This is a genomic window from Pseudomonas sp. GM_Psu_1 (assembly GCF_026544185.1).
In the GTDB taxonomy this organism is placed as follows: Bacteria; Pseudomonadota; Gammaproteobacteria; order Pseudomonadales; family Pseudomonadaceae; genus Chryseomonas; species Chryseomonas oryzihabitans.
Genome location: NZ_JALNUX010000001.1, coordinates 224,614 through 245,354 on the forward strand (window position 1 = coordinate 224,614; position 20,741 = coordinate 245,354).

General features: G+C 59.7%; 17 protein-coding genes. 13 read left to right on the forward strand and 4 right to left on the reverse strand.

Features of this window, described 5'->3' with window-relative positions; translation table 11 throughout:
- Positions 1-48: 48 nt before the first annotated feature.
- Both OXS31_RS01095 and OXS31_RS01100 read right to left on the reverse strand, forming a co-directional pair.
- A complete protein-coding gene (locus OXS31_RS01095; RefSeq protein ID WP_042135133.1) occupies positions 49-1,482 on the reverse strand; it encodes a sigma-54 dependent transcriptional regulator in 1,434 nt (477 codons plus the stop codon).
- Positions 1,483-1,513: 31 nt separating this feature from the next.
- Positions 1,514-3,328 (reverse strand): ATP-binding protein, encoded by a 1,815-nt coding sequence (locus OXS31_RS01100; protein ID WP_074583222.1) that lies wholly within the window; start codon positions 3,326-3,328, stop codon positions 1,514-1,516.
- Between the two features lie 198 nt (positions 3,329-3,526).
- On the opposite strand from OXS31_RS01100, the gene OXS31_RS01105 reads away from it, so the two are divergent.
- The 4 genes from OXS31_RS01105 to OXS31_RS01120 all read left to right on the forward strand — a co-directional run bounded on the left by OXS31_RS01105 (position 3,527) and on the right by OXS31_RS01120 (position 6,003).
- The gene (locus OXS31_RS01105) at positions 3,527-3,727 is read left to right on the forward strand and encodes a hypothetical protein (RefSeq protein ID WP_027597328.1); all 201 of its coding nucleotides are present in this window, start codon (positions 3,527-3,529) and stop codon (positions 3,725-3,727) included.
- A 69-nt stretch (positions 3,728-3,796) separates the two neighbouring features.
- Positions 3,797-4,045: a hypothetical protein gene (locus OXS31_RS01110; RefSeq protein WP_144954587.1), complete on the forward strand. Its 249-nt coding sequence runs from the start codon at positions 3,797-3,799 to the stop codon at positions 4,043-4,045.
- Between the two features lie 107 nt (positions 4,046-4,152).
- Positions 4,153-5,484 (forward strand): VOC family protein, encoded by a 1,332-nt coding sequence (locus tag OXS31_RS01115; protein WP_144954584.1) that lies wholly within the window; start codon positions 4,153-4,155, stop codon positions 5,482-5,484.
- A gap of 60 nt (positions 5,485-5,544) precedes the next feature.
- Positions 5,545-6,003 carry an Lrp/AsnC family transcriptional regulator gene (locus OXS31_RS01120; protein WP_144954581.1) on the forward strand — a complete coding sequence of 153 codons (459 nt, stop codon included), beginning with the start codon at positions 5,545-5,547 and terminating at the stop codon, positions 6,001-6,003.
- Between the two features lie 10 nt (positions 6,004-6,013).
- Here OXS31_RS01120 and OXS31_RS01125 read toward each other — a convergent pair whose 3' ends face one another.
- Entirely contained in the window at positions 6,014-7,726 is a 1,713-nt protein-coding gene (locus tag OXS31_RS01125; RefSeq protein ID WP_144954578.1) for a DUF4214 domain-containing protein, read from the reverse strand.
- A gap of 480 nt (positions 7,727-8,206) precedes the next feature.
- Between OXS31_RS01125 and OXS31_RS01130 the strand changes: the two genes are divergently transcribed.
- From OXS31_RS01130 to OXS31_RS01160, 7 genes are read left to right on the forward strand one after another with little or no spacing between them, the layout of a single operon-like run.
- Entirely contained in the window at positions 8,207-9,001 is a 795-nt protein-coding gene (locus OXS31_RS01130) for an ABC transporter permease (protein ID WP_144954574.1), read from the forward strand.
- The gene (locus OXS31_RS01135) at positions 8,998-10,215 is read left to right on the forward strand and encodes an ABC transporter ATP-binding protein (protein ID WP_144954571.1); all 1,218 of its coding nucleotides are present in this window, start codon (positions 8,998-9,000) and stop codon (positions 10,213-10,215) included. The genes OXS31_RS01130 and OXS31_RS01135 overlap by 4 nt, the downstream gene beginning before the upstream one ends.
- Positions 10,212-11,588: an FkbM family methyltransferase gene (locus OXS31_RS01140; RefSeq protein WP_144954568.1), complete on the forward strand. Its 1,377-nt coding sequence runs from the start codon at positions 10,212-10,214 to the stop codon at positions 11,586-11,588. Before OXS31_RS01135 ends, OXS31_RS01140 begins: the two co-directional genes overlap by 4 nt.
- The gene (locus tag OXS31_RS01145) at positions 11,588-14,116 is read left to right on the forward strand and encodes a glycosyltransferase family 1 protein (RefSeq protein WP_267397287.1); all 2,529 of its coding nucleotides are present in this window, start codon (positions 11,588-11,590) and stop codon (positions 14,114-14,116) included. The genes OXS31_RS01140 and OXS31_RS01145 overlap by 1 nt, the downstream gene beginning before the upstream one ends.
- 57 nt (positions 14,117-14,173) lie before the next feature.
- Positions 14,174-15,205, forward strand: a complete 1,032-nt coding sequence (gene gmd / locus OXS31_RS01150) for a GDP-mannose 4,6-dehydratase (protein WP_144954562.1) — start codon at positions 14,174-14,176, stop codon at positions 15,203-15,205.
- Between the two features lie 14 nt (positions 15,206-15,219).
- Positions 15,220-16,116 (forward strand): NAD-dependent epimerase/dehydratase family protein, encoded by an 897-nt coding sequence (locus tag OXS31_RS01155; protein WP_144954559.1) that lies wholly within the window; start codon positions 15,220-15,222, stop codon positions 16,114-16,116.
- A gap of 5 nt (positions 16,117-16,121) precedes the next feature.
- On the forward strand, positions 16,122-17,258 hold the full coding sequence (locus OXS31_RS01160) for a glycosyltransferase family 1 protein (RefSeq protein WP_267397847.1): 1,137 nt from the start codon (positions 16,122-16,124) through the stop codon (positions 17,256-17,258).
- Positions 17,259-17,268: 10 nt separating this feature from the next.
- Here the strand turns inward: OXS31_RS01160 and OXS31_RS01165 are convergent, their stop codons facing one another.
- A complete protein-coding gene (locus OXS31_RS01165) occupies positions 17,269-18,375 on the reverse strand; it encodes a glycosyltransferase (RefSeq protein ID WP_144954553.1) in 1,107 nt (368 codons plus the stop codon).
- A gap of 322 nt (positions 18,376-18,697) precedes the next feature.
- Between OXS31_RS01165 and OXS31_RS01170 the strand changes: the two genes are divergently transcribed.
- Together OXS31_RS01170 and OXS31_RS01175 are read left to right on the forward strand one after the other, a co-directional pair.
- Positions 18,698-19,582, forward strand: a complete 885-nt coding sequence (locus OXS31_RS01170) for a cell wall-binding repeat 2 family protein (protein ID WP_258196410.1) — start codon at positions 18,698-18,700, stop codon at positions 19,580-19,582.
- A gap of 24 nt (positions 19,583-19,606) precedes the next feature.
- Complete coding sequence (locus OXS31_RS01175) at positions 19,607-20,719, forward strand: DUF4214 domain-containing protein (RefSeq protein WP_144954547.1); 1,113 nt, start codon at positions 19,607-19,609, stop codon at positions 20,717-20,719.
- Positions 20,720-20,741: the final 22 nt, after the last annotated feature.

Below are 20,741 nucleotides of genomic sequence, written 5' to 3' on the forward strand. Positions count from 1 at the left end.
AGGGTCGCACTCTGCCACTCCTGGCCGGGCGCGACCAGCCGACCTTGGTCAGTCCCCGTCGTCCGCCGCGCCACCGGTGAACTGCAGGTCGTGCTTGCGCAGCTTGTCGGACAGCGTCTTGCGCGGCAGGCCCAGGGCTTCGGCCAGGCTGCGCAGGGAGGCGTGGGGGCGGGCCAGTTCGCGCTGGATGAGTTCGCGTTCGAAGGCCTCGACCTGCTCGCCCAGCCCGGCGGCGAGGGCGGCCGCCGCGGGTGCCGCCGCCGTGGAAGCGGCCACGGGCGTCGCCGTCATGGGCGCCAGGGGCGCATAGGCGCTGTTGTCCAGCGCCAGCTCCAGCCCCAGGGCGAAACGCTCGGCGGCGTTCTGCAATTCGCGCACGTTGCCCGGCCAGCTGTGGGCGATCAGGGCGGCGCGCTGCTCGGCATCGGGTTCGCGCAGCGGGGTGCCGTGGCGCTGGGCGGCGGCCAGGGCGAAGTGGCGGAACAGGGGCAGGATGTCTTCGCTGCGCTCGCGCAGGGCGGGGATGCGCAGGGTGGCGACATTGAGCCGGTAGTAGAGGTCGGCGCGGAAGCGGCCCTGGTCTGCGGCCTGGCGCAGGTCTTCCTTGGTGGCGGCGACCACCCGGATATCCAGCGGGATCTGCTGGTTGGAGCCGAGGCGCTCGACCTTGCGCTCCTGCAGCAGGCGCAACAGCTTGACCTGGACATCCAGGCTCATGCTCTCGATCTCGTCGAGAAAGAGGGTGCCGCCGCTGGCGTATTCGAATTTGCCGATGCGTCTTTTCTGGGCGCCGGTGAAGGCGCCCTGTTCGTGGCCGAAGAGTTCGCTTTCCACCACGGATTCGGCGAGGGCGCCGGCGTTGATGGCGACGAAGGGGCCGTCGCGGCGATTCGACAGGTCGTGCAGGGCACGGGCCACCACCTCCTTGCCGGCACCGGTTTCACCATGGATCAGCACATCGGCCTGGGTCGCGGCGAGGGCGCCGATCTGGTCGCGCAGCCGGGCCATGCCCGGGGTCTGGCCGATCAGCCGGGTTTGCAGCTCATGGCGTTCGGCCAGGGCCAGGCGCAGGCTGCGGTTTTCCAGCACCAGGTGGCGGGCGCCCAGGGCGCGGCGCACGCTGTCGATCAGGGCGTCGTTGGCGAAGGGCTTTTCCAGGAAGTCATAGGCGCCGGCGCGCATGGCCTGGACCGCCAGGGGCACGTCGCCATGACCGGTGATCAGCACCACCGGCAATTCGGCGTCGCGCTGGTGCAACTGGGCGAGCAACTCCAGGCCATCGATGCCGGGCATGCGGATGTCGCTCACCACCACGCCGGGCCAGTCGCGCACGGTGGCCATTTCCAGGTCGCGGGCATCGGCCAGCGTCGTCACCTTGAAGCCGGCCAGGTCCAGGGTTTGGCTCAAGGCCAGGCGCAGGTGGGCGTCATCGTCGATCAACAGGATCTGGCTGGCGGGGTCGAAGGGGGGCAGGGCGCTCATGGCAAGGAACCTAAGGTAAGGGGCTGCACGGTCAACCGCGGACTTCTTCCTGGGGTACCGACGCGACCCCGGGTTTGCCGTGCAGCAGATAGAGGCGCACCTCGGCGCCACCGTCGAGATGGTTGGACAGGTGCAGGTGACCGCCTAGGGTCCGCAACAGGTTATCGCAGATCGCCAGACCCAGGCCGAGACCCTGGGCGGTAGCCTTGGTGGTGAAGAAGGGTTCGTGGGCGCGGGCCAGGGCCTCGCTGGAGAAACCCGGTCCGTTGTCCCTCAGGATCAGGGTCACACCGCGCTCGTCGATGCTGGTGGTCAGCCACAGCCGGCGGGTGCTGGTCTTTTCCGCCAGGGCGTCGAGGGCATTGCTCAGCAGGTTGCTGATGATCTGCCGCAGGCGGGTCTCGCCGGCCTGCACCCACAGCGGCGCATCGGGCAGGTCGCGGATCAGCTCCACCTGCATGGCCCGGCGCCGGGCGGCGACCAGCGCCAGGGCGTCTTCCAGGGCGCCCTGCAGCACCACGCTCTCCGGCGCGCGGCGGGCGCCGCGGGCATAGGCCTTGAGGTGGGCGATGATGTTGGCCATGCGCGTGGTCAGCTCGCCGATCAGCTTGAGATTGCCGCGGGCATCGTCCAGCCGATCGTGGTCGAGCAGCACCACGGCGTTTTCCGTGTAGCTGCGGATGGCCGCCAGCGGCTGGTTGAGTTCGTGGCTGATGCTGGCGGACATGGTCCCCAGCGCCGACAGCTTGCCGGCCTGCACGGCTTCGTCCTGGGCGCGCATGAGTTCGCGCTGCGCCTGCTCGCGATCGTGCACCTCCTGCTGCAGCCGCGCGTTGAGCGTCTGCAGGTCACGGGTGCGTTCCTCCACGTTCAGCTCCAGGTCACGCTTGGCCCGGGCATCCAGCGCCAGGCGCTCGATGAAGTGGCGCCGTCTCAGGGTCATGACCACCAGCAGCAGGAGCAGCGCCAGCAGGGTGGCCGCGCCGACATAGAGGGCGCTGCGCACCTGGCGCTCGACCATCTCCCGCGGCGCCAGGATCTGCGCGTTCCAGCCCACTTCGTCGAGATTGCGGGTCTGGGTCAGCCAGTCGCCGGGCACCAGGGTCAGGGGCGCCGGATTGGTGGTGGGGTAGGGCCGGTTGGCGTTGACCTGCTCGCGCTGGCGCTCGTCAAGCGGATGGGTGGCGCGAAAGCGCCAGGCGTCATGGGAGGTGAGGATGACCACGCCCAGATCATCGGTCACCAGCAACTGCTCGGGCGCGTTGCCCCAGAGCTTTTCCGCACTGTCCAGATCGACCTTGACCACCACCACGCCGATGGCGCGCGCCCCGTCACGCACGGCGGCGGCGAAATAGTAGCCGCGTTTGCTGGAGGTGGTGCCCAGGCCGAAGAAGCGCCCCGGCTGGCCCTGCATGGCCGCCTTGTAATAGGGCCGGAAGGAGAAGTCGCGACCGACGAAGCTGTCCGCCTGGCGATAGTTGGAGCTGGCCAGGCAGGTGCCGTCATCCTGCATCAGGTAGATGACATCCGCCCCGGTGCGCTGGCGGATGTCTTCCAGCATCTGGCTGGCGGCGTCCTGGGCGCCGCCGTCACGCTGGCCTTCCAGGGCATGGCGCAGCACCGGCAGATCGCCCAGCAGATCCGGCAGCACCTCGTAGCGTCTCAGGGTGCCCAGCAGGTTGGCGACATAGAGGTCCAGGGTCTGGCCGTTCTGCTCAGCCAGTTGCGCCTCGTAATAGTGCTGGGCCGCATAGCGCAGCGGAATCAGCAGCAGCGTCAGGCCCAGGGCCAGCAGCAGCAGGCTGCTCCAGCGGGGGCGCTTGGGGAGATGAGGACTCTTGGGCATACGCGGCTACGGTAAGGGGGCGTCTCGGCATTATGCCCAAGCCGGGCCCCTGACGAAGGGGTTGCCAGACTGTTAACGCCTTGGCAGTCGATTGAAATATCTTGTTACCAATGGCCCTGGCTGTGGAAGGGGACACGGTTTTGCCGGGCGAAAGGCGGCTAACTGGGGCTGCAATCAGCCACCGAAGGAGTGACTTCCATGAAAAGCACCACCCTCTGCCTGACCCTCGCCGGCCTGCTGGCCACCTCCGCCGCCTTCGCTCAGACGGCGCCCGCCGATCCTGCGGCACCGCCTGCCGCGACGAGCAGCAGCCCGGCCAAGACCGGCAAGCAGACCACCACCCACCACAAGAAGGTGGCGCACAAGAAGGTCCACAAGGCCAGCACCAGCGGCAGCTGATCCGCGGCGCGGCACCTCCCCGCGGGGGAGGTGCCTAAAGGGAGTGCATCCGTCCAGAGGAGTCCTCCCATGCGTACCTCTTCCCTGCTCTGCGCCCTGATCCTGGGCCTCAGCCTGTCCGACGCCGCCCTGGCCCAGACCAGTCCGACCAATCCCCCAGCCACCCCCGCGCGACCCGATCCCACCAGCACCCATGGCATGGAAAAGGCGCCCAGCACTGGCGTCGGCGCGGCCGACAACGGTTCCAGCAGCGGCTCGGGCAGCGATACCGGCACCGATCACGTGAAGAAGCCCAAGAGCCAGCACAAGGATCACTGAGGCATCCGCCCATTCCCTCGGGGAATGATCCAATGAGCAAAGATCGCTTGAGCAGCCCGTGCGGGCATGTCGAAATCGGCTTCTAGCCTGAGCCAGGAGCCGCTCCCATGACCGCCGCGTCGCTGCTTTCCCCGGATCTGATCCGCACCCGCTTTTCCCAGGCCATGTCGGCGATGTACCGCCAGGAGGTGCCCCAGTACGGCACCCTGCTGGAACTGGTCGCCGAGGTGAACGCCGGACAACCGGGCTTCGCCGGAGATTCCGCGGAGCGCCTGGATCTGGAGCGCCATGGCGCCATTCGCGTCGGCACCGCCGCCGAGCTGGCCACCCTGCGCCGCCTGTTCGCCGTGATGGGCATGCAGCCGGTCGGCTACTACGATCTGAGCGTGGCCGGGGTGCCGGTGCATTCCACCGCCTTCCGTCCGGTGGAGCCGGCCGCCCTGCAGCGCAACCCCTTCCGCGTCTTCACCTCGCTGCTGCGCCTGGAGCTGATCGAAGACGCCGAGTTGCGCCAGCTGGCCGAAGGGGTGCTGAACGCGCGCCGCATCTTCACCCCGGGTGCACTGGAGTTGATCGAGCGCGCCGAAGCCCAGGGCGGGCTGACGGATGCCGAGGCCGCTGCCTTCGTCCAGGAAGCCCTGGAGACCTTTCGCTGGCACCGCGAGGCCAATGTCGACGCCAGTCTTTACCAGCGCCTGCACGCTGCCCACCGACTGATCGCCGACGTGGTCTGCTTCAAGGGACCGCACATCAACCACCTGACCCCGCGCACCCTCGACATCGACGCCGTCCAGGCGCAGATGCCCGCCCATGGCATCGCGCCCAAGGAAACCATCGAAGGCCCGCCCCGCCGCCAGTGCCCCATCCTGCTGCGCCAGACCAGCTTCAAGGCCCTGGAAGAGCCCATCCTGTTCCAGGGCGAGGTCCAGGGCTCGCACACGGCGCGCTTCGGCGAGATCGAACAGCGGGGCATCGCCCTCACGCCGGCCGGTCGCCAGCGTTACGACGGGCTGCTGCAAGAGGTCCGCCAGCGCAGCAAGGCGGCCGGCAGTGACTACGCAACGGTATTGGCCGAGGTGTTCCAGGCGCTGCCCGACAACTGGGACGAGCTGCGCCGTCAGGGTCTGGCCTGGTTCCGCTATCGCGCTGCGCCCGGTAGCCAGGCGGCTAGCGATAGCCGCGATCCCGAGGCCCTGATCGCCGCCGGCCAACTCCTCGCCGATCCCATCACCTACGAAGACTTCCTGCCGGTCAGCGCCGCGGGCATCTTCCAGTCCAACCTGGGTGCCGGCAGCCAGCAGGAATACCAGAGCGGCGGCAATCGCGCGGCCTTCGAAGCCGCGCTGGGTGCGCCGGTGCTCGACGAGATGGCGCTGTACGAGCGCCAGCAGCAGGACTCCCTGGACGCCGCCCTGGCTGCCCTCGGCCGCCCCGCCTAGAATGGCGGCTCCCGCGTCGGCATTCTAGGCCCCGACGCCCGCTCCCGGCAGGCAGCCACGATGTTCACCAAACTCGATCCGACCGACTGGCAGCTCATCCACCTGCTGCAACAGAACGCCCGCGCCTCCAACGCCACCCTGGCCCGCCAGCTGGGCCTGGCGCGCACCACCGTGGTCACCCGCCTGGCCCGCCTGGAACGCGACGGCATCATCCAGGGCTACGGCCTGCGCCTGGGCTCCGAACTGGAACAGGCTGCCGTGCGCGCCTACTGCGCCATCAGCGTTCTGCCTCGCAGCACCGCCGGCGTCATCCGCGCCCTGGAAAAGATGGTCGAGGTCGAGGAAGTCTCCTCGGTCAGCGGCCAGTTCGACTACCTGGCCTTCCTGCGCTGCACCACCCACGAAAAGCTCGACGAACTGCTCGACCGCATCGGCAACCTGGACGGGGTCAAGCAGACCCAGACGTCGATCATCCTGAATCGGAAGATCGATCGGCGGGGTGGGGCGGGCGCAGCCTAGAAACGCCTAGTCAGGATTGCCTGCTGCGGTATTCGGCACTGCCTTTAATGGCTGTCACCACATCATCCAGTGTCATAGAGCCGCTGGTGACCTGGCCCATCCAGCCATTCAGACCACCCATGTCGGCTTCACGACCGAGATAGTTGCGGTACAGCTGTTGGATCATCGAGCGGGCATAACCTTGGCCTTCGGCACTGCCGGCTATAGCTGCTTTCACACCCACGATGTTCATGGCCCCACTGGAAATCTGTCCTACCCAGCTGTTCAAGCCTGACTGATCTGCTTCGCGACCCAGGTAGGATTTGTAGAGCTGATTGACCGTGCCCTGGAGATTTCCCTGATACTCGGCACTACCAATCAGAGCTGCGGCTACGGCATTGGTCGTCATGGCGCCACTGTTCAGCTGAGCAGCCCAGTAGCTCAGGCCTGCGCTGTCCGCACTGCGGCCCAGATAGCTTTGGTAAAGCCGCTCGACGGCGGTACGATTTTGATACTCCTGGCTAGCCATAATGGCATTGATGACGCTGGCCAGCGTCATGCCGTTAGCCATCTGGGTTGACCAGTACGTCAGGCCAGCTTGATCGGTATCTCGACCCAAATAGTCACGATAAACGCCTGCAACAGCACTGGCATAGGCGGAATTGTCCACGGCGGTAGCGACTTGATTCGTACCAGGTAGTGGCCCGATCTGCGTGCAGCTCGAGTCACTCAGATAGGCCTTCAGGGTGGCCCATTGGGGTCTCTCCACTCCATTAATCGGTTCGACCGAGAGGTTGTAGTTCGCCCAGCCCGGCCCTGCCGCCCAATAAGTCGCTGGAATGCAGTTTTGTTTCAGGTAGGCCAGCATACGGCCCATGATGACGTTCCAGCGCGGATCGCTATCAGGGATGCCGAATTCGCCGATCATGCCGCGCTTGCCATTCTTCTTGAGCCAATCCACGAAGGGTTTGACCCGCTGTATGCCGTAGTCGTCGGGATAAGCATTTGCGCTGGTCACGGCGTAGTTGCCGCCACCCCCCTCTCCATCGAAGTAGGTATGCGCCTGGAAGATCAGATTATCGGCAGGATCCTTCAGCGCCAGCAGCGAGTCGTTCCATTGTGGCCAACGAGTCGCCTCGGCCCATCCGTTGCCCTCGATCATGATGGGCCGGGTCGAGTCGATCCTGCGTACGCCATTGATTGCGTACTGCGCAGCTATCGCCCACTGCGCCACGGCGTCGTGAGGCTCGTTCATCACATCATAGGCAAAAAGCGAAGGGCGGCCGCTCCAACGCTGGGCGATACGGGTCATGACGTCCTGATAATGGGCATAGGAAACGTTGCCTGTACCTATCACCACACCCCGATAACGCATGTAATTATGCAGATCCAGGATGATTTTCATGCCGTACTTGTCGGCGTAGCCAAAGGTTCGATCGATCAGACCTGCATAGGTAGGATCCAGCACGCCGCCTAGAGCTGGCTGCAAGCGTTCCCAGATGATCGGGAAGCGAATCAGTTTTACGCCTCGGGCATTCCACTGACTGAAATAGCCTTCAGTAGGAAAGATGTAATGGGTGCCATTGATCCCAGGCAGCACCTGGGCTGCGAAGCCTGCCCCCGAGAGATTGAGGCCAACGAGGTGAACGGGCTCGGCGTGGACCCTGGCCTGGGTGAGTCCCAGCATCAGCCCAAGCATCCATAGGCCTAGGGTGCTGTGAATAAACGATATCTTGAGGGTCATGACGATTCGGTGACTCGACGAGATGGAACGGCGGAATCAGAGGCAACGCTCTAAGGGGCGCACAGCTGTCCACGGGTATCTGTCGACGAGCGGGAAATCTTGAGGGGCAAATGATAAGTGGTACCTGTGGGTACTGCGCACGAGGCTGGGAAAGGACGGTGGCGGGAGAGGCATTGCAGGGGTAAACCTTTCAACCTGGCGGGCGTCTCACAACCCCAGATCTGAAATGTATCTCACCCTACTGATGTGCGAATCCTCGGATGGCTTCTGTGAGTTAACATTGCGCCCCCGCTACCGCTACGAACCTACCGTCCCTGCCATGCCGAGCGCCTCCCCTTCCAACGTATGGATCCATGCCGTTTTTCCTGAAGGCCGGTGCCATGCTGGATTTTCGAAGCGTTTCGCATCGGAGAATTTCGCTCCGGCACCTACTACGCACTGCCTCGAATATCGCCGTGCACCAGCCCCAAGGGAGATACCATGCTGAGCATGCTGAAAAGCATTCTTCTCTATCGAAGTTTCATTCAAAATTCGATCAAAAACGAATTCACTGCAAGGTTCTCGAGAAGCAAACTGGGTGGCCTATGGATGATTATCAATCCATTAGTGCAGGTTGCGATATATGCACTGATTCTATCCAATGTGCTAGCTGCGAAGCTTCCAGGCATAGATAATAAATACGCCTATGCCATCTATCTGGTAGCCGGGACGATTGGCTGGTCTCTTTTTTCGGAAATTGTCAGCCGATGTCTCAACCTGTTCATTGAGCAAGGCAACTTAATGAAGAAGATGCGTTTCCCAAAGATTACGCTTCCTGTGATCGTTGCAGGCTCTTCCATACTTAATAATTTTTTGCTGATCATATCAGCATTCTTCGTCTTTGCCTTGCTGCAGCATTATCCTGGTCTTTCAGTACTCTGGCTCGTTCCGCTGACCGCGGCTGTCATTTCGTTGGGCATCGGGATTGGATTGATCCTGGGCGTTTTGAACGTATTTGTCAGGGATATAGGCCAGGTAGTTCCCATTCTATTGCAGTTGATGTTTTGGTTTACGCCGATCGTATATCCGGCAGAGATAATTCCGTCTTGGCTTAAGCCCTATCTCAGTTGGAATCCGATGTTGCCTATCATCGATGCCTATCACAGGGTATTGGTATATGGGACTCAGCCTGATGGTTTACAGATTCTCAAAGTCCTACTGATCGCAGTAGTGTTGCTGGCCTTCGGTCTCTTCATCTTTCGAAGAGCCAGTCCTGAAATGGTTGATGTGCTATGAACATTCTTTCCATCAAGAATTTGGGCAAAGCCTATCGGTCTTATCGTTCCGAGTGGCAGCGTTTCGCTAGCTGGTTTGGTATTAGTCTGGGTCGAGTGGAAGAACACTGGATCCTGCGTAATATTGACTTCGATATCCAGCCTGGACAGGCGGTCGGCATCGTCGGTCAGAACGGAGCAGGCAAGAGTACGTTGCTAAAGATGATCACCGGTACACTGCAGCCGACTACGGGGCGGGTGCAGATCAATGGTCGCATCGCTGCCATTCTTGAACTAGGCATGGGTTTCAATCCAGAGCTGTCAGGGCGGCAGAATGTCATTTATGCCGCAGGCTTGATGGGGTTTTCCGCGGAGCAGGTTCACAAGGAAATGGACAATATCGAAGCATTCGCCGAAATCGGCGAGTATTTCGACCAGCCGGTACGCACCTATTCAAGTGGCATGCAGGTACGGGTAGCCTTTGCCGTTGCCACTGCTTTCCGTCCGGAGATACTCATTGTCGACGAAGCCCTGTCCGTTGGCGACGCCTATTTTCAGCATAAAAGCTTCGATAGGATAAAAGAGTTTCAAAGGCTGGGTACTTCGTTGCTCATCGTTTCACATGATCGAAACTCTATCCAGGCGTTGTGTGATCGGGCCATTCTTATCGAAAAAGGCCGAGTTGCCAAAGATGGCGCACCCGAAGAAGTAATGGATTTTTACAATGCCATTATTGCGGAGAAGGAAAACAATACCGTCGAGATCGAAACCCGTGAAGATGGACGAAAGAAGATCACTTCTGGAACGGGTGAGGCCCGGGTCACAAGCGTGGTGCTGAAGAACAGTAGGTCGGAGCCTGTCGAGCATGTGGCTGTAGGGGAAACTCTGAGGTTGGAAGTTACTGTAAAAGTCTTTGAGAATATTAGTCATCTGGTCTTTGGCTATGGCATCAAGGATCGCTTGGGGCAGGTTATGTTCGGTACCAACACATGGCATACCAAGCAGATAGAGGAAGACGTTTGTGCGGGTGAGGAATTAACCTATAGCGTCGAATTTGAAGCAAATTTCGGTGCAGGAAGCTATTCCATCCAAACGGCACTGGTCGACAGCGATACACACCTGACTAAGAATTATGAGTGGCTGGATCTGGCCTTAGTCTTCTCGGTATACAACGCCAATAAGCCAGGTTTTGTAGGTTGTAACTGGTTGCAGCAAAATATCAAGGTGTTGCGATGAGCAAGATTATATCTTATGCGCAGAATTTTGAAGACGTCTTGTTGTGGCGTGTGCTGTGCGATGTGGAAAAAGGCTTTTATGTAGATGTAGGTGCCAATGATCCAGACGTAGATTCGGTGACCAAGCTTTTCTATGAGAAAGGCTGGAGCGGGATCAATCTTGAGCCAGTACCATACTGGCATGACCGGCTCGCAGCTCGGCGTCCTCGTGATATAAATCTGCAGGAAGCGGCTGGTGCCGAGTCGGGTCTACTGAAAATATTTGAATTGCCGGATACAGGATTATCGACCTCAGTAGCGGAAATCGCCGATCGACATCAACGTGATAAAGGTTTTTCAAAAAATGAATTAGACGTCAAGGTCAATCCGCTGAATAACGTCTTAGGGCGCTTTCAGATAGATGTCATTCATTTTCTTAAAATTGATGTCGAGGGTACGGAAAAAGCAGTTCTAGAAGGGCTTGATTTGAGTAAGCATAGGCCCTGGATACTGATTGTTGAATCGACTCTCCCTAACACCCAGGTCGAAGATCATGAGGTTTGGGAAACGCTCATTACCAGTCAGAGTTACCGTTATGTCTATTTCGATGGGCTCAATCGGTATTATCTGGCGATTGAACATGCTGAGCGCGCCTCGCGCTTCAAAGCTCCGCCAAACGTGTTCGACGATTTCATCTTGGCGGACCACTGGCAAGCAATTAAAGAGCGAGAGCAGCTCGAGAGCCAAATGACGCAATTGCTAGCGCAGAACTCCAAACTGTCCAGCTTTAAATTAGAAGTAGATCGATTGAGTATTCAGATCGAAGCGGCAAAAGTAGAGAAATTGGAAGCGGAGCTACGCTTTCAGAAGTCTGTGAACGAGCACTTGCGTCAACGCGCACAATACGAAAGACAGTCCGTTGAGCTGCAACAATTGCAGCGCGAGTTGCACGACTCACTGCAAAATGCCCACCACTGGTGGAGCGAGGCCCAAGCCAGAGAGCAGAAGCTTTCAGCTATCGAGGGCAGTACATTCTGGCGGATCAGTGGGCCGATGCGCATGGCCATCAGTCGTTATCGGCAGGAGCGAAATCTCAAGCATGCTGCCAAGCACTTCTTTCGCCCGGCCGTCGTTCGCTCCATGCGTTTGGTTATCCAGCATCCGCGGCTAGGCAAGGTTCGGCGACTCAGTCAGGACTTCTTGGCGAAGCAGCCTCGATTGAGGGAAACGCTGCGTCGTATTGCAGTGAATGCACAACTTGTTCCTGGCACTCCCTCGGAGCAGGTCGCTGTCCTCCAGAGTCAGGGGCAGGTATTGCAACTATCGCAACTTCCCTTGAGAGCGCAGCAAATTTATCACGCCCTGAAGGCGGCCAATGATCGGAGAGCCCATTAATGCGCATTGTAGTCGATATGCAGGGCGCCCAAAGTGGCAGTCGTTTTCGAGGAATTGGTCGTTATACCGTCGCGTTCGTTCAGGCATTGGTACGCAATGCTCCTGCTGAGCACGAATTCGTTCTGGCTCTAAATGGACTTTATCCCGATACCATCGAGCCTATTCGTGGCCTGTTTGCCGATCTGGTCGATCACGGCAATATCGTCGTGTGGCATGGGGCAGGCCCTATTGCCTTTCTGGATGCCGACAACGATTGGCGCCGCCTATCCGCGGAGGCTATTCGCGAGGCTTTTCTTGAGTCCTGCGCGCCGGACCTCATTCTGCTTACCAGTCTGGTTGAAGGGGCTACCGAAAATGTCGCTACCAGTATCCATACCTTCGATACCCGGACGCCGACAGCGGTCATCCTCTATGACCTGATTCCCCTGTTCTACCCTGACGATTACCTGCAGTCCGATCAGGCGAAAGCTTGGTATGCGGAAAAAATGGAGCATCTGAAACGCGCGGACATCTGGTTGGCGATTTCGGAGTCTTCGCGACGCGAAGGCATTGAGAAGCTTTCGCTACCCGAAGAGCGAGTTTTCAATGTCTCGGCGGCCATTGATCCCAGCTTCACGCCGAGAGAGTTCACTCCAACGTTCTCCAGCTCGATGCAGCGCAAATTCTCCCTCCGTAAGCCGTTCATAATGTACAGCGGTGCTTCGGATGCGCGGAAGAATATCTATCGTCTCATCGATGCCTACGGACGCTTGCCTGCCGATGTCCGAAAGGCATACCACTTGTTGATAGCTGGGGGTATGCCCGCCGAACATCGTCAGAGTCTCGAAAGTCATGTTCGGATCAATGGGCTCGATCTTGGGGATGTCATCTTCTCGGGACATATCAGTGACGAAGAGATGCTTTGGTTCTATTGCCATTGCAACTGCTATGTCTTTCCTTCCTATCATGAGGGGTTCGGCCTTCCCGCCCTTGAGGCCATGGCTTGTAGAAAGGCCGTCATTGGTGCTGATGCCACCAGTATTCCAGAGGTGATAGGTAATCCGGAGGCGCTGTTCGACCCCTTCTCGGTAGAAGCCATCAGAGATGCTTTGCAACGAGTTCTGACCGATACCGACTATCGGGTACGCCTCGAACAACACGCGCTCAAGCAGGCCGCTCGGTTTTCTTGGGACGGCTCGGCACGTCTGGCTCTCGATGCCTTCGCGGAATTTTTCACGGATAAGCCTGCAGCGAGCGTCGCTTCCGTTGTGCCCGATGACCTTGAGCACCGGCTGACCCAGGCTCTAGTTGAACTGACGTCTTCCGCCACCAGCGAGGACGATTTGCTTACCGTGGCGATGTGTGCGAATCGGGTATTACCACGCCTGACAGCCACGCGGTATCTGTACATCGATATTTCGGAGTTGTATCGCAAGGATGCGGGTACCGGGATACAACGAGTGGTGCGAAGTATCATAAACGTCTGGGCCGATTCTGGAGTTCAGGGCTTCGAGGTAGCACCGGTCTATGCAAGCATGACGGACTGCTATCGCCACACTACTCGCTATACCTCTTCGCGACAGTGCTCCGTTGATGAAGGTGAGCCGATAGATCCGCGTGCAGGTGACGTCTTCCTTGGTTTGGATCTCAACGATCTACTAGTTGATTCCAAGCGCAGCTACTATGCACAGCTCAAGGCGCTGGGAGTCACAACCTATTTTGTTGTCTATGACCTGCTACCCATCAATTGCAGTGGAAATTTCCCCCCGGAAGCGCGCACTAATTTTGAAAAGTGGTTGACTACGGTTACTGAGGCCGACGGGGCACTGTGCATCTCTCAAAGCGTTGCCGACGAATTGGAAGCTTGGTTGGAGACCACCCTGCGCGAGCGCATCACGCCGTTCCATATCGGCTGGTTTCACCTTGGAGCAGATATCGACGGTTCGGCGCCTTCCCGAGGACTGCCTGAAGAGGCTGATGAAGTGCTGGGGCTTCTTGCGGCATCACCCACTTTTCTCATGGTTGGTACGGTGGAGCCGCGAAAGCGTCACCACCAAGTTCTTGTGGCGTTTGAGCAGCTATGGCGGGAGGGTGTCCAGGCGAACCTCGTCATTGTCGGCAAGCGCGGTTGGATGGTTGACTCCCTCGCTGCTCAGATCAGCTCCCATCCCGAGCTTGGTCATCGCCTCTTCTGGATATCATCGGCTAGCGACGAGTACCTTGAGCGGCTATATGACGCATCCTCCTGTCTCATCGCCGCCTCCGAGGGTGAAGGCTTCGGTTTGCCTTTGATCGAAGCGGCTAAGTATGGCCTGCCCATCATTGCCAGAGACCTACCCGTCTTCAAAGAAGTGGCGGGGCCTCATGCCCTGTATTTCAATGGCGCCGGTGGCAAGCCCTTGGCTGAAGCCGTTGTCGAATGGCTCAGACTGCATGGGCTCGATCAGGTACCCGACTCAAGCCAGATCCCATGGCTGACCTGGCGTCAGAGTGCCGACCAGTTGGCCAGCCTTATCATCGAGGACGTCTGGTACAAGGCTTGGCCTTGAGTGACTAGACCGATTCTCCGACACTATCGACCGTAATGAACTTCGACAGGAAATGAAATGAAAGCAATCATCACCGGCATCACTGGCCAGGACGGCGCCTACCTGGCCCAACTGCTGCTGGAGAAAGGCTATACCGTCTACGGTACCTATCGCCGTACCAGCTCGGTCAACTTCTGGCGCATCGAAGAAGTAGGTGTCGCCGGCCATCCCAACCTGCACCTGGTGGAGTATGACCTGACCGATCTGTCCGCCAGCATCCGTCTGCTGCAGGCTACCGAGGCGACCGAGGTGTACAACCTCGCTGCCCAAAGCTTCGTGGGCGTTTCCTTCGACCAGCCGGTGACCACCGCCGAGATCACCGGCGTCGGTCCGGTGAACCTGCTCGAAGCCATCCGCATCGTCAATCCGAAGATCCGCTTCTACCAGGCGTCCACCTCGGAGATGTTCGGCAAGGTCCAGGCGATCCCGCAGATCGAGAGCACGCCCTTCTATCCACGTAGCCCCTACGGCGTGGCCAAGCTCTATGCCCACTGGATGACCATCAACTACCGCGAGTCCTACGGCATCTTCGGCACCAGCGGCATTCTCTTCAACCACGAATCCCCGCTGCGCGGCCGCGAGTTCGTGACCCGCAAGATCACCGACAGCATCGCCAAGATCAAGCTGGGCAAACTGGACGTGCTGGAGCTGGGCAACCTCGACGCCAAGCGCGACTGGGGCTTCGCCAAGGAATACGTCGAGGGCATGTGGCGCATGCTGCAGGCCGACAAGCCGGACACCTATGTACTGGCCACCAACCGCACCGAGACCGTGCGTGACTTCGTCAGCCTGGCGGCCAAGGCCGTGGATATCCAGCTTGAGTGGAAGGGCGAAGGCGATAAGGAAGAAGGTTATTGCACCCGTAGCGGCAAGAAGGTCGTGGCCGTGAATCCGAAATTCCACCGTCCCGCTGAAGTGGATCTGCTGATCGGCAATCCCGAGAAAGCCAAGCGCGAGCTGGGTTGGGAGCCCAAGACCACCCTGGAGCAGCTCTGCCAGATGATGGTCGAGGCTGACCTGCGTCGCAACGAACAAGGCTTCTCGTTCTAACTAAGGGGATAGGCATGCCAACCGCTCTGGTCACAGGCGCATCGGGTTTTACGGGACGCTATCTGATCCAGGCGCTCAAGGCGCGGGGATTCAAGGTAGTCGGATTCGGTAGTGGTACTACCGATGCGGATGTCACCCTGGCATGCGATCTCACCGACAAGGCAGCGGTCGTCGCTGCCGTAGGTCAGGCGCAACCGGACTGGGTCGTCCATCTGGCGGCGCTGGCCTTTGTCGGGCATGCCGATCAGGAAGCCTTTTACCGGGTGAACCTGTTCGGCACCTTGAATTTGCTTGAGGCGCTGGGCGCTCTCGAGCGTCAACCCCAGCGGGTGCTGATTGCCAGTAGCGCCAACATCTATGGAACTCCGGGCATCGAAGTGATCGATGAGTCGGTCTGTCCGGCGCCGGTCAATCACTACGCCTGCAGCAAACTGGCCATGGAACATATGGTCGCTACCTGGTACGACCGTCTGCCCATCGTCGTCGCTCGGCCATTCAACTACACCGGGCCAGGCCAGGACGAGCGCTTTCTCATCCCCAAGATCGTTGGCCATTTTGCTCGCGGCGAACGCGTGATCGAGCTGGGCAACCTGGACGTGAGTCGGGACTTCTCCGATGTTCGCGACCTTGCGCAGGCTTACCTGGGGCTGCTCGACAGCGACCACCGCTCCAGTCCCGTCAACGTCTGCTCGGGCAGGGCAACGGCGCTACGCACCATCATCGAGATGATGGTGCGTATCGCCGGTTACTCGATAGAGGTCCGGGTCAATCCGGCCTTCGTTCGGGCTAACGAGATTCCGACGCTCCGTGGCAGCGATGTACGCTTGCGCAAGATCGTCGGTGCCAGGGAACTGCTCTCGCTGGAGCGGACGCTTGATGACCTGTACAAATCTCTGGGGGGTGTCCGTTGACGGTATTGAAAATCGGGCTGGGCAGCACGGTCTGGTCTTCTGGAGTAGCCAAGGGGCATCTCGACGGGATCGGCATCTATACCCAGTCCTTAACCCAAGCGTTCTCAAGCCGCTCAGACGTCCGGATTCGCCCCTACACCTTTGGCGTAGACACCCCACCTTTGGATTGCGGCGTACCTGTTAGCCTGACGCCGCATTTCCCCAAGTTCGTCCTGAAGAACGCACTGTGGGGCGCTGATCGCCAAGTCGAACAGCGACTAGCGAACGAAGTCGATATCTTCCACGCGCCTGATCATCACATTCCGCGGCTCAAGAATGTGGCGATGGTGGCGAGCGTGATGGATCTGATTCCGCAGATTCACCCCGAGTGGGTCACGCTCAAGCTGCGCAGATTGAAGAATTGGCTGTTCAATCAGAGCGTGGGTTGGGCCGATCAGGTCATCACCATCTCGGAGTACAGCAAGAGAGACATCGTCAGGCTGCTGGGCATCGCGGAAGAGCGGGTTCACGTCACGCCACTAGGTGTGGACGCGCACTACTTCAGCCGGCAATCCGACGCCGCGCGCCAGGAGGCACTGCACAAGCATGGCCTGGAGCCAGGCTTCTTCCTCTTTGTCGGCACCCTGCAGCCGCGCAAGAACCTTGCGGCTGTCCTTGCGGCTCATGCCCAGCTACCCGAGGCGCTGCGCAAGCGGCATCCCCTGGTCGTCATCGGACGCAATGGCTGGCGTGCCGAGGCCCTGGTCGAAGAACTGCGTGCGCTGGAGGCCAGGGGCGAAGGCAAATGGCTGGAGTATCTGCCCCAGGATGAAGTCATCGCCTTGCTGCAGAGTGCGGCGGCTGTGGTGTTCATGTCGTTGTTCGAAGGCTTCGGACTACCGGCTATCGAAGCCTTCGCCGCGCGTTGCCCCGTGATCTGCTCCAACACGACGTCGCTGCCGGAAGTGGTCGGCGATGCGGCCTTGCAGGCTGATCCACGCGACTCCAAGGCCATAACCCAGGCCATGCTCGAAGTCCTCGACGATCCTCTGGCCGTGAGCCAGCGAGTGGAAGAGGGCGAGCGCCGGGCTCGTGACTACACCTGGGACGCCTGCGCTGCTCGGACGCTAGAGGTGTATCGCCTCGCCCTGCAAGGTCGTTAGGCTAGCGAGCTCAGGCTAGGGCCTCGCGATAGACCTCGATAAGCTTGCTGGCCATGATCTCGCTGCGAAAATGCGTCTCGAAGCGTGCCCGAGCGGCTTGACCGTACCGGGACCGTAGCTCGGCATCCTCCCACAGTGTCATCAGCCCCTCGCGCAAAGCCGCAGGCTCCGGTGGCACACCGATCCCTGTCTGCCCGTTGAGGTTGATCTCACTCATGCCCGAGCCGATCTCGCAACTGAGCATGGGTTTGCCGTACATGGCTGCTTCCAGCAGCGCCATGCCAAAGGCCTCGGAACGCAGGTGCGAAGGAAACACGAAGCTCTCGCAACCTGCGTAGAGCGCTGCCAGGTCTTCTTCGCTCTGGCGTCCCAGGAAATGGCAATTTCTGAGGCCGAGCCGCTCGCATTGTGCCCGCAGCGCGTCACCTTCCGGGCCGGCACCCACGATCGCCAGGGGGTAATCCAGCCCCTGGAGCGCTTCTAGCAACAGATGCAGACCTTTGTAATAGCGCAACACCCCTACGAACAGCAGATAGCGCGGTCCGAGGCGCTGGCGCCAGCTCGTGAGCCGCTGCGGATCAGCTTCTGGATAGCTGTCAGGATCGAGGCCATAGGGAATCACCCGGACCTTCGTACCTAGACGCTGCAGGGTCGGACTGGATTGGCGATAGGGTTCGGTGGCCGCTATTACGCAGGTCGCGTTGCCCAGGAAGCGTTGCATCAAGGGCGCATACAGCTTGAGCAGATGGCGCTGCTTGACGATGTCGGAGTGATAGCTCACCACATAGGGTTTGCCGGGTCGCGTCAGCAGCTGCAAGACGTCCATGAACGGCCAGGGAAAATGGAAATGCACCAGGTCGGCAGCGCGGGCCTCCTTGGCGAAGGCTCGAAAAGCGGTCAAGGAAAGACCCGTCGAGGCCAAGTCGACATCCTGCTTGACGCGGCGGACAGGAATGCCATCCACCTCCAGACGTTCCGGGACAGGATGCTTGCTGAGCGTCAGGATTCGGTGATCGATTCCAAAGCCTCTCGTAGCCAGGCACATCTGGCGAATGACGTGTTCGATTCCGCCATGGGTGTCAGGTAGATAGGTCTTGAAGACATGCAGAATGCGCATGATCGATCTGAGCTCAAAAGGAACGCACCCTAGCACAGGTGTCTAGTATGCAGTTTCCGGTTCTGGTGTTAGGGATTCCAGACTTGTGGGCCGGTGCACCCTTTTTTGTGGCATTTTGCTATCAAGGACATTGAACTTTTCTACCGAACGGTAGTGGTCTTCTGCGTTTTGACGTTGAGATTTAATGAAATTCTTCTATTCTGACCTCGTCAAGAAGCTGGCACCGTCACACAAGAAGTGTGATAGGGTTGGCGCTTGACCAAGGCTCGGATGCACCTATCCGGGACTGTTAAGGAAATCGGTCACGGGCATTATGGATCAAATGGACGATTCACCCTTCACCTTCAAGACTCGGCTGCTCACTCTCGAGCCCGGCATGTATATCGTTCGATATGCTTCCCAGGAGATCGCCGAGGAACCTTGCCTTATCAGTCTCCAGCCTGCTCCCATCGGCAAGAGCTCGGTCGACTTCTTTCCTGGCGAAACGGTCGTCCGCAATACCCTTTCCCGTCTTGGCGATACGCTGATCGTGCGCGTCAAGAACGGCGCTGGAACCCTGCTTATCACCGAATACCAGCGTGCCGACCTCCCGGTGCGCCAGGTCGATCTGCGTGTCGATCGGATCGATACCTCCGCTGACATCATTCGCTCCGAACAGCAGCGCAAGGCTCCGGTCGTGGCCAGCAAGGCTCTGGCGACCGCCGCACGGGTCGAGCGTCACGGCAATCCTATAGTGCTCAAGCTGATCGGCCATGTTCAGGCCCAAGGTGATGTTACGGCCAGCGAATGGGTCGGTAATGTCGAACAAGAGGCCCGTCTTGAAGGATTTGCCATCGTCTGGCCCAACAAGCCTCAGGGCGTGGACGTCGCCTATAGCTGCAAGGTCGCAGATGTCCTGCAGCCCGCCGTTCTAAGCGGCAATTTTTCGGGTTCGCGCGGCAAGCGCGCACCCATCACCGCGGTGGCCATGGCTCTGGTCGGGCCGCGCCGCGCCGAATACGTTCTGGACGCCCAGGCGGTCTTTGCCGGATGCCCTCCGCAGGACCTCGTGGACGGCCAGGAAGTTACTGCCCAACAAGGGCAGGCCAAGCTAGTTGCTCTACATGTATCGATCACCCCCCGCATCGAGATGAACGCTGCCCGCTACCAGTCTCCCAGGGAAGATCTCACCCAAGCCCCGCTTCATTCCGCGCAAGTCACGAACTGACGCGCGACCTAGGAGATTCTTTTCATGCAATACGATGCCGCCATTACCGCTTCCGCCTTCACCACCGCTCTGGACGCAACTTCGCTGAACGCCACGACCAAGAGCGTTATCGCCGACATCCTGGATCTGGACGTTTCCAGCTCCACTGTTGCTGCCGCAGGCTACAACGGCAAGTCGCTGAGTCTGACCGTCGATCCGGTGACTGGCGCTCTGCAGACCCCGGAATTCGTCTCCCTGGACGTCGCAGGTGCCGCTGGTACCAACGTCACTATCCCGGTTGGTCCGACCCTGGCCAATGCATCCGTATTCCTGATCAACTCGGAAGCAAACATTACCTTCACCGTTGGCAATGCCGTCACCACTCAGGCTACTGTCGATGCCAGCGGTATCGCTCGCGCGATCATCAGTGGTTCGGGCGATGACACCATCACCGTGACCGATAACGTCAACACGCTGGTGGACGCTGGTGCAGGCAACGACAAAATTACCACCGCCGGTGGTAACGACGTGGTCATCCTCAATGGGGGCAACAACACCGTCAGCACCGGAGCAGGTGAAGATCTGATCTACACCGGTAATGGCAATGATAAAGTCGATGCCGGCTCCGGCTTCGACGTGGTACAGGTCAGCGGTCGCCTTTCGGACTATGCCGTATCCACTTCCAATGGCGCGGTCGTACTGACTAGCAGCACTGGCAGCCTCAACCTGACCAACGTCCAGTTCATCAAGGATTCTACCGGCACTGATACCCTGGCCGTAGCCTCCAACAACGCTGAAGCTACCACCCTGCGTCTGTACGAGGCCTTGCTGAATCGCGACGCGGACGCCACCGGTGCTCAGACCTGGACTGGTGTTCTGGCAGGCAATGGCAACAACCTGACCCAGATCGCCAACGGCTTCCTGAACTCCGCCGAGTACGGTGCTACCCACGGCAACCAAACCGACGCCCAGTTCATCCAGAGCCTGTACAACAACGCCCTGGATCGTAACGGCGCCATTGGTGCCGAGGAGCTGGTTTACTGGGCACAGCAACTGGCTACCGGCCAAACCCGTGCTGATGTCGCCGTAGGCATCGTGGGCTCCGTGGAGGCTCAGAACCACAGCTCTGGCGTCATCGTGGTCACCGGTCAGGTCTAACAGCGCTTCGCTGACCTGAGAC

Bases quoted from the DNA above. Each gene is read 5' to 3' on its own strand.
- OXS31_RS01100 (WP_074583222.1), bottom strand. From the start codon at position 3,328: ATGCCCAAGAGTCCTCATCTCCCCAAGCGCCCCCGCTGGAGCAGCCTG.
- OXS31_RS01140 (WP_144954568.1), top strand. From the start codon at position 10,212: ATGAGCAAGATTATATCTTATGCGCAGAATTTTGAAGACGTCTTGTTG.
- OXS31_RS01145 (WP_267397287.1), top strand. From the start codon at position 11,588: ATGCGCATTGTAGTCGATATGCAGGGCGCCCAAAGTGGCAGTCGTTTT.
- OXS31_RS01125 (WP_144954578.1), bottom strand. From the start codon at position 7,726: ATGACCCTCAAGATATCGTTTATTCACAGCACCCTAGGCCTATGGATG.
- gmd (WP_144954562.1), top strand. From the start codon at position 14,174: ATGAAAGCAATCATCACCGGCATCACTGGCCAGGACGGCGCCTACCTG.
- OXS31_RS01130 (WP_144954574.1), top strand. From the start codon at position 8,207: ATGCTGAGCATGCTGAAAAGCATTCTTCTCTATCGAAGTTTCATTCAA.
- OXS31_RS01170 (WP_258196410.1), top strand. From the start codon at position 18,698: ATGGACGATTCACCCTTCACCTTCAAGACTCGGCTGCTCACTCTCGAG.
- OXS31_RS01110 (WP_144954587.1), top strand. From the start codon at position 3,797: ATGCGTACCTCTTCCCTGCTCTGCGCCCTGATCCTGGGCCTCAGCCTG.
- OXS31_RS01135 (WP_144954571.1), top strand. From the start codon at position 8,998: ATGAACATTCTTTCCATCAAGAATTTGGGCAAAGCCTATCGGTCTTAT.
- OXS31_RS01095 (WP_042135133.1), bottom strand. From the start codon at position 1,482: ATGAGCGCCCTGCCCCCCTTCGACCCCGCCAGCCAGATCCTGTTGATC.
- OXS31_RS01155 (WP_144954559.1), top strand. From the start codon at position 15,220: ATGCCAACCGCTCTGGTCACAGGCGCATCGGGTTTTACGGGACGCTAT.
- OXS31_RS01120 (WP_144954581.1), top strand. From the start codon at position 5,545: ATGTTCACCAAACTCGATCCGACCGACTGGCAGCTCATCCACCTGCTG.
- OXS31_RS01165 (WP_144954553.1), bottom strand. From the start codon at position 18,375: ATGCGCATTCTGCATGTCTTCAAGACCTATCTACCTGACACCCATGGC.
- OXS31_RS01105 (WP_027597328.1), top strand. From the start codon at position 3,527: ATGAAAAGCACCACCCTCTGCCTGACCCTCGCCGGCCTGCTGGCCACC.
- OXS31_RS01115 (WP_144954584.1), top strand. From the start codon at position 4,153: ATGACCGCCGCGTCGCTGCTTTCCCCGGATCTGATCCGCACCCGCTTT.
- OXS31_RS01175 (WP_144954547.1), top strand. From the start codon at position 19,607: ATGCAATACGATGCCGCCATTACCGCTTCCGCCTTCACCACCGCTCTG.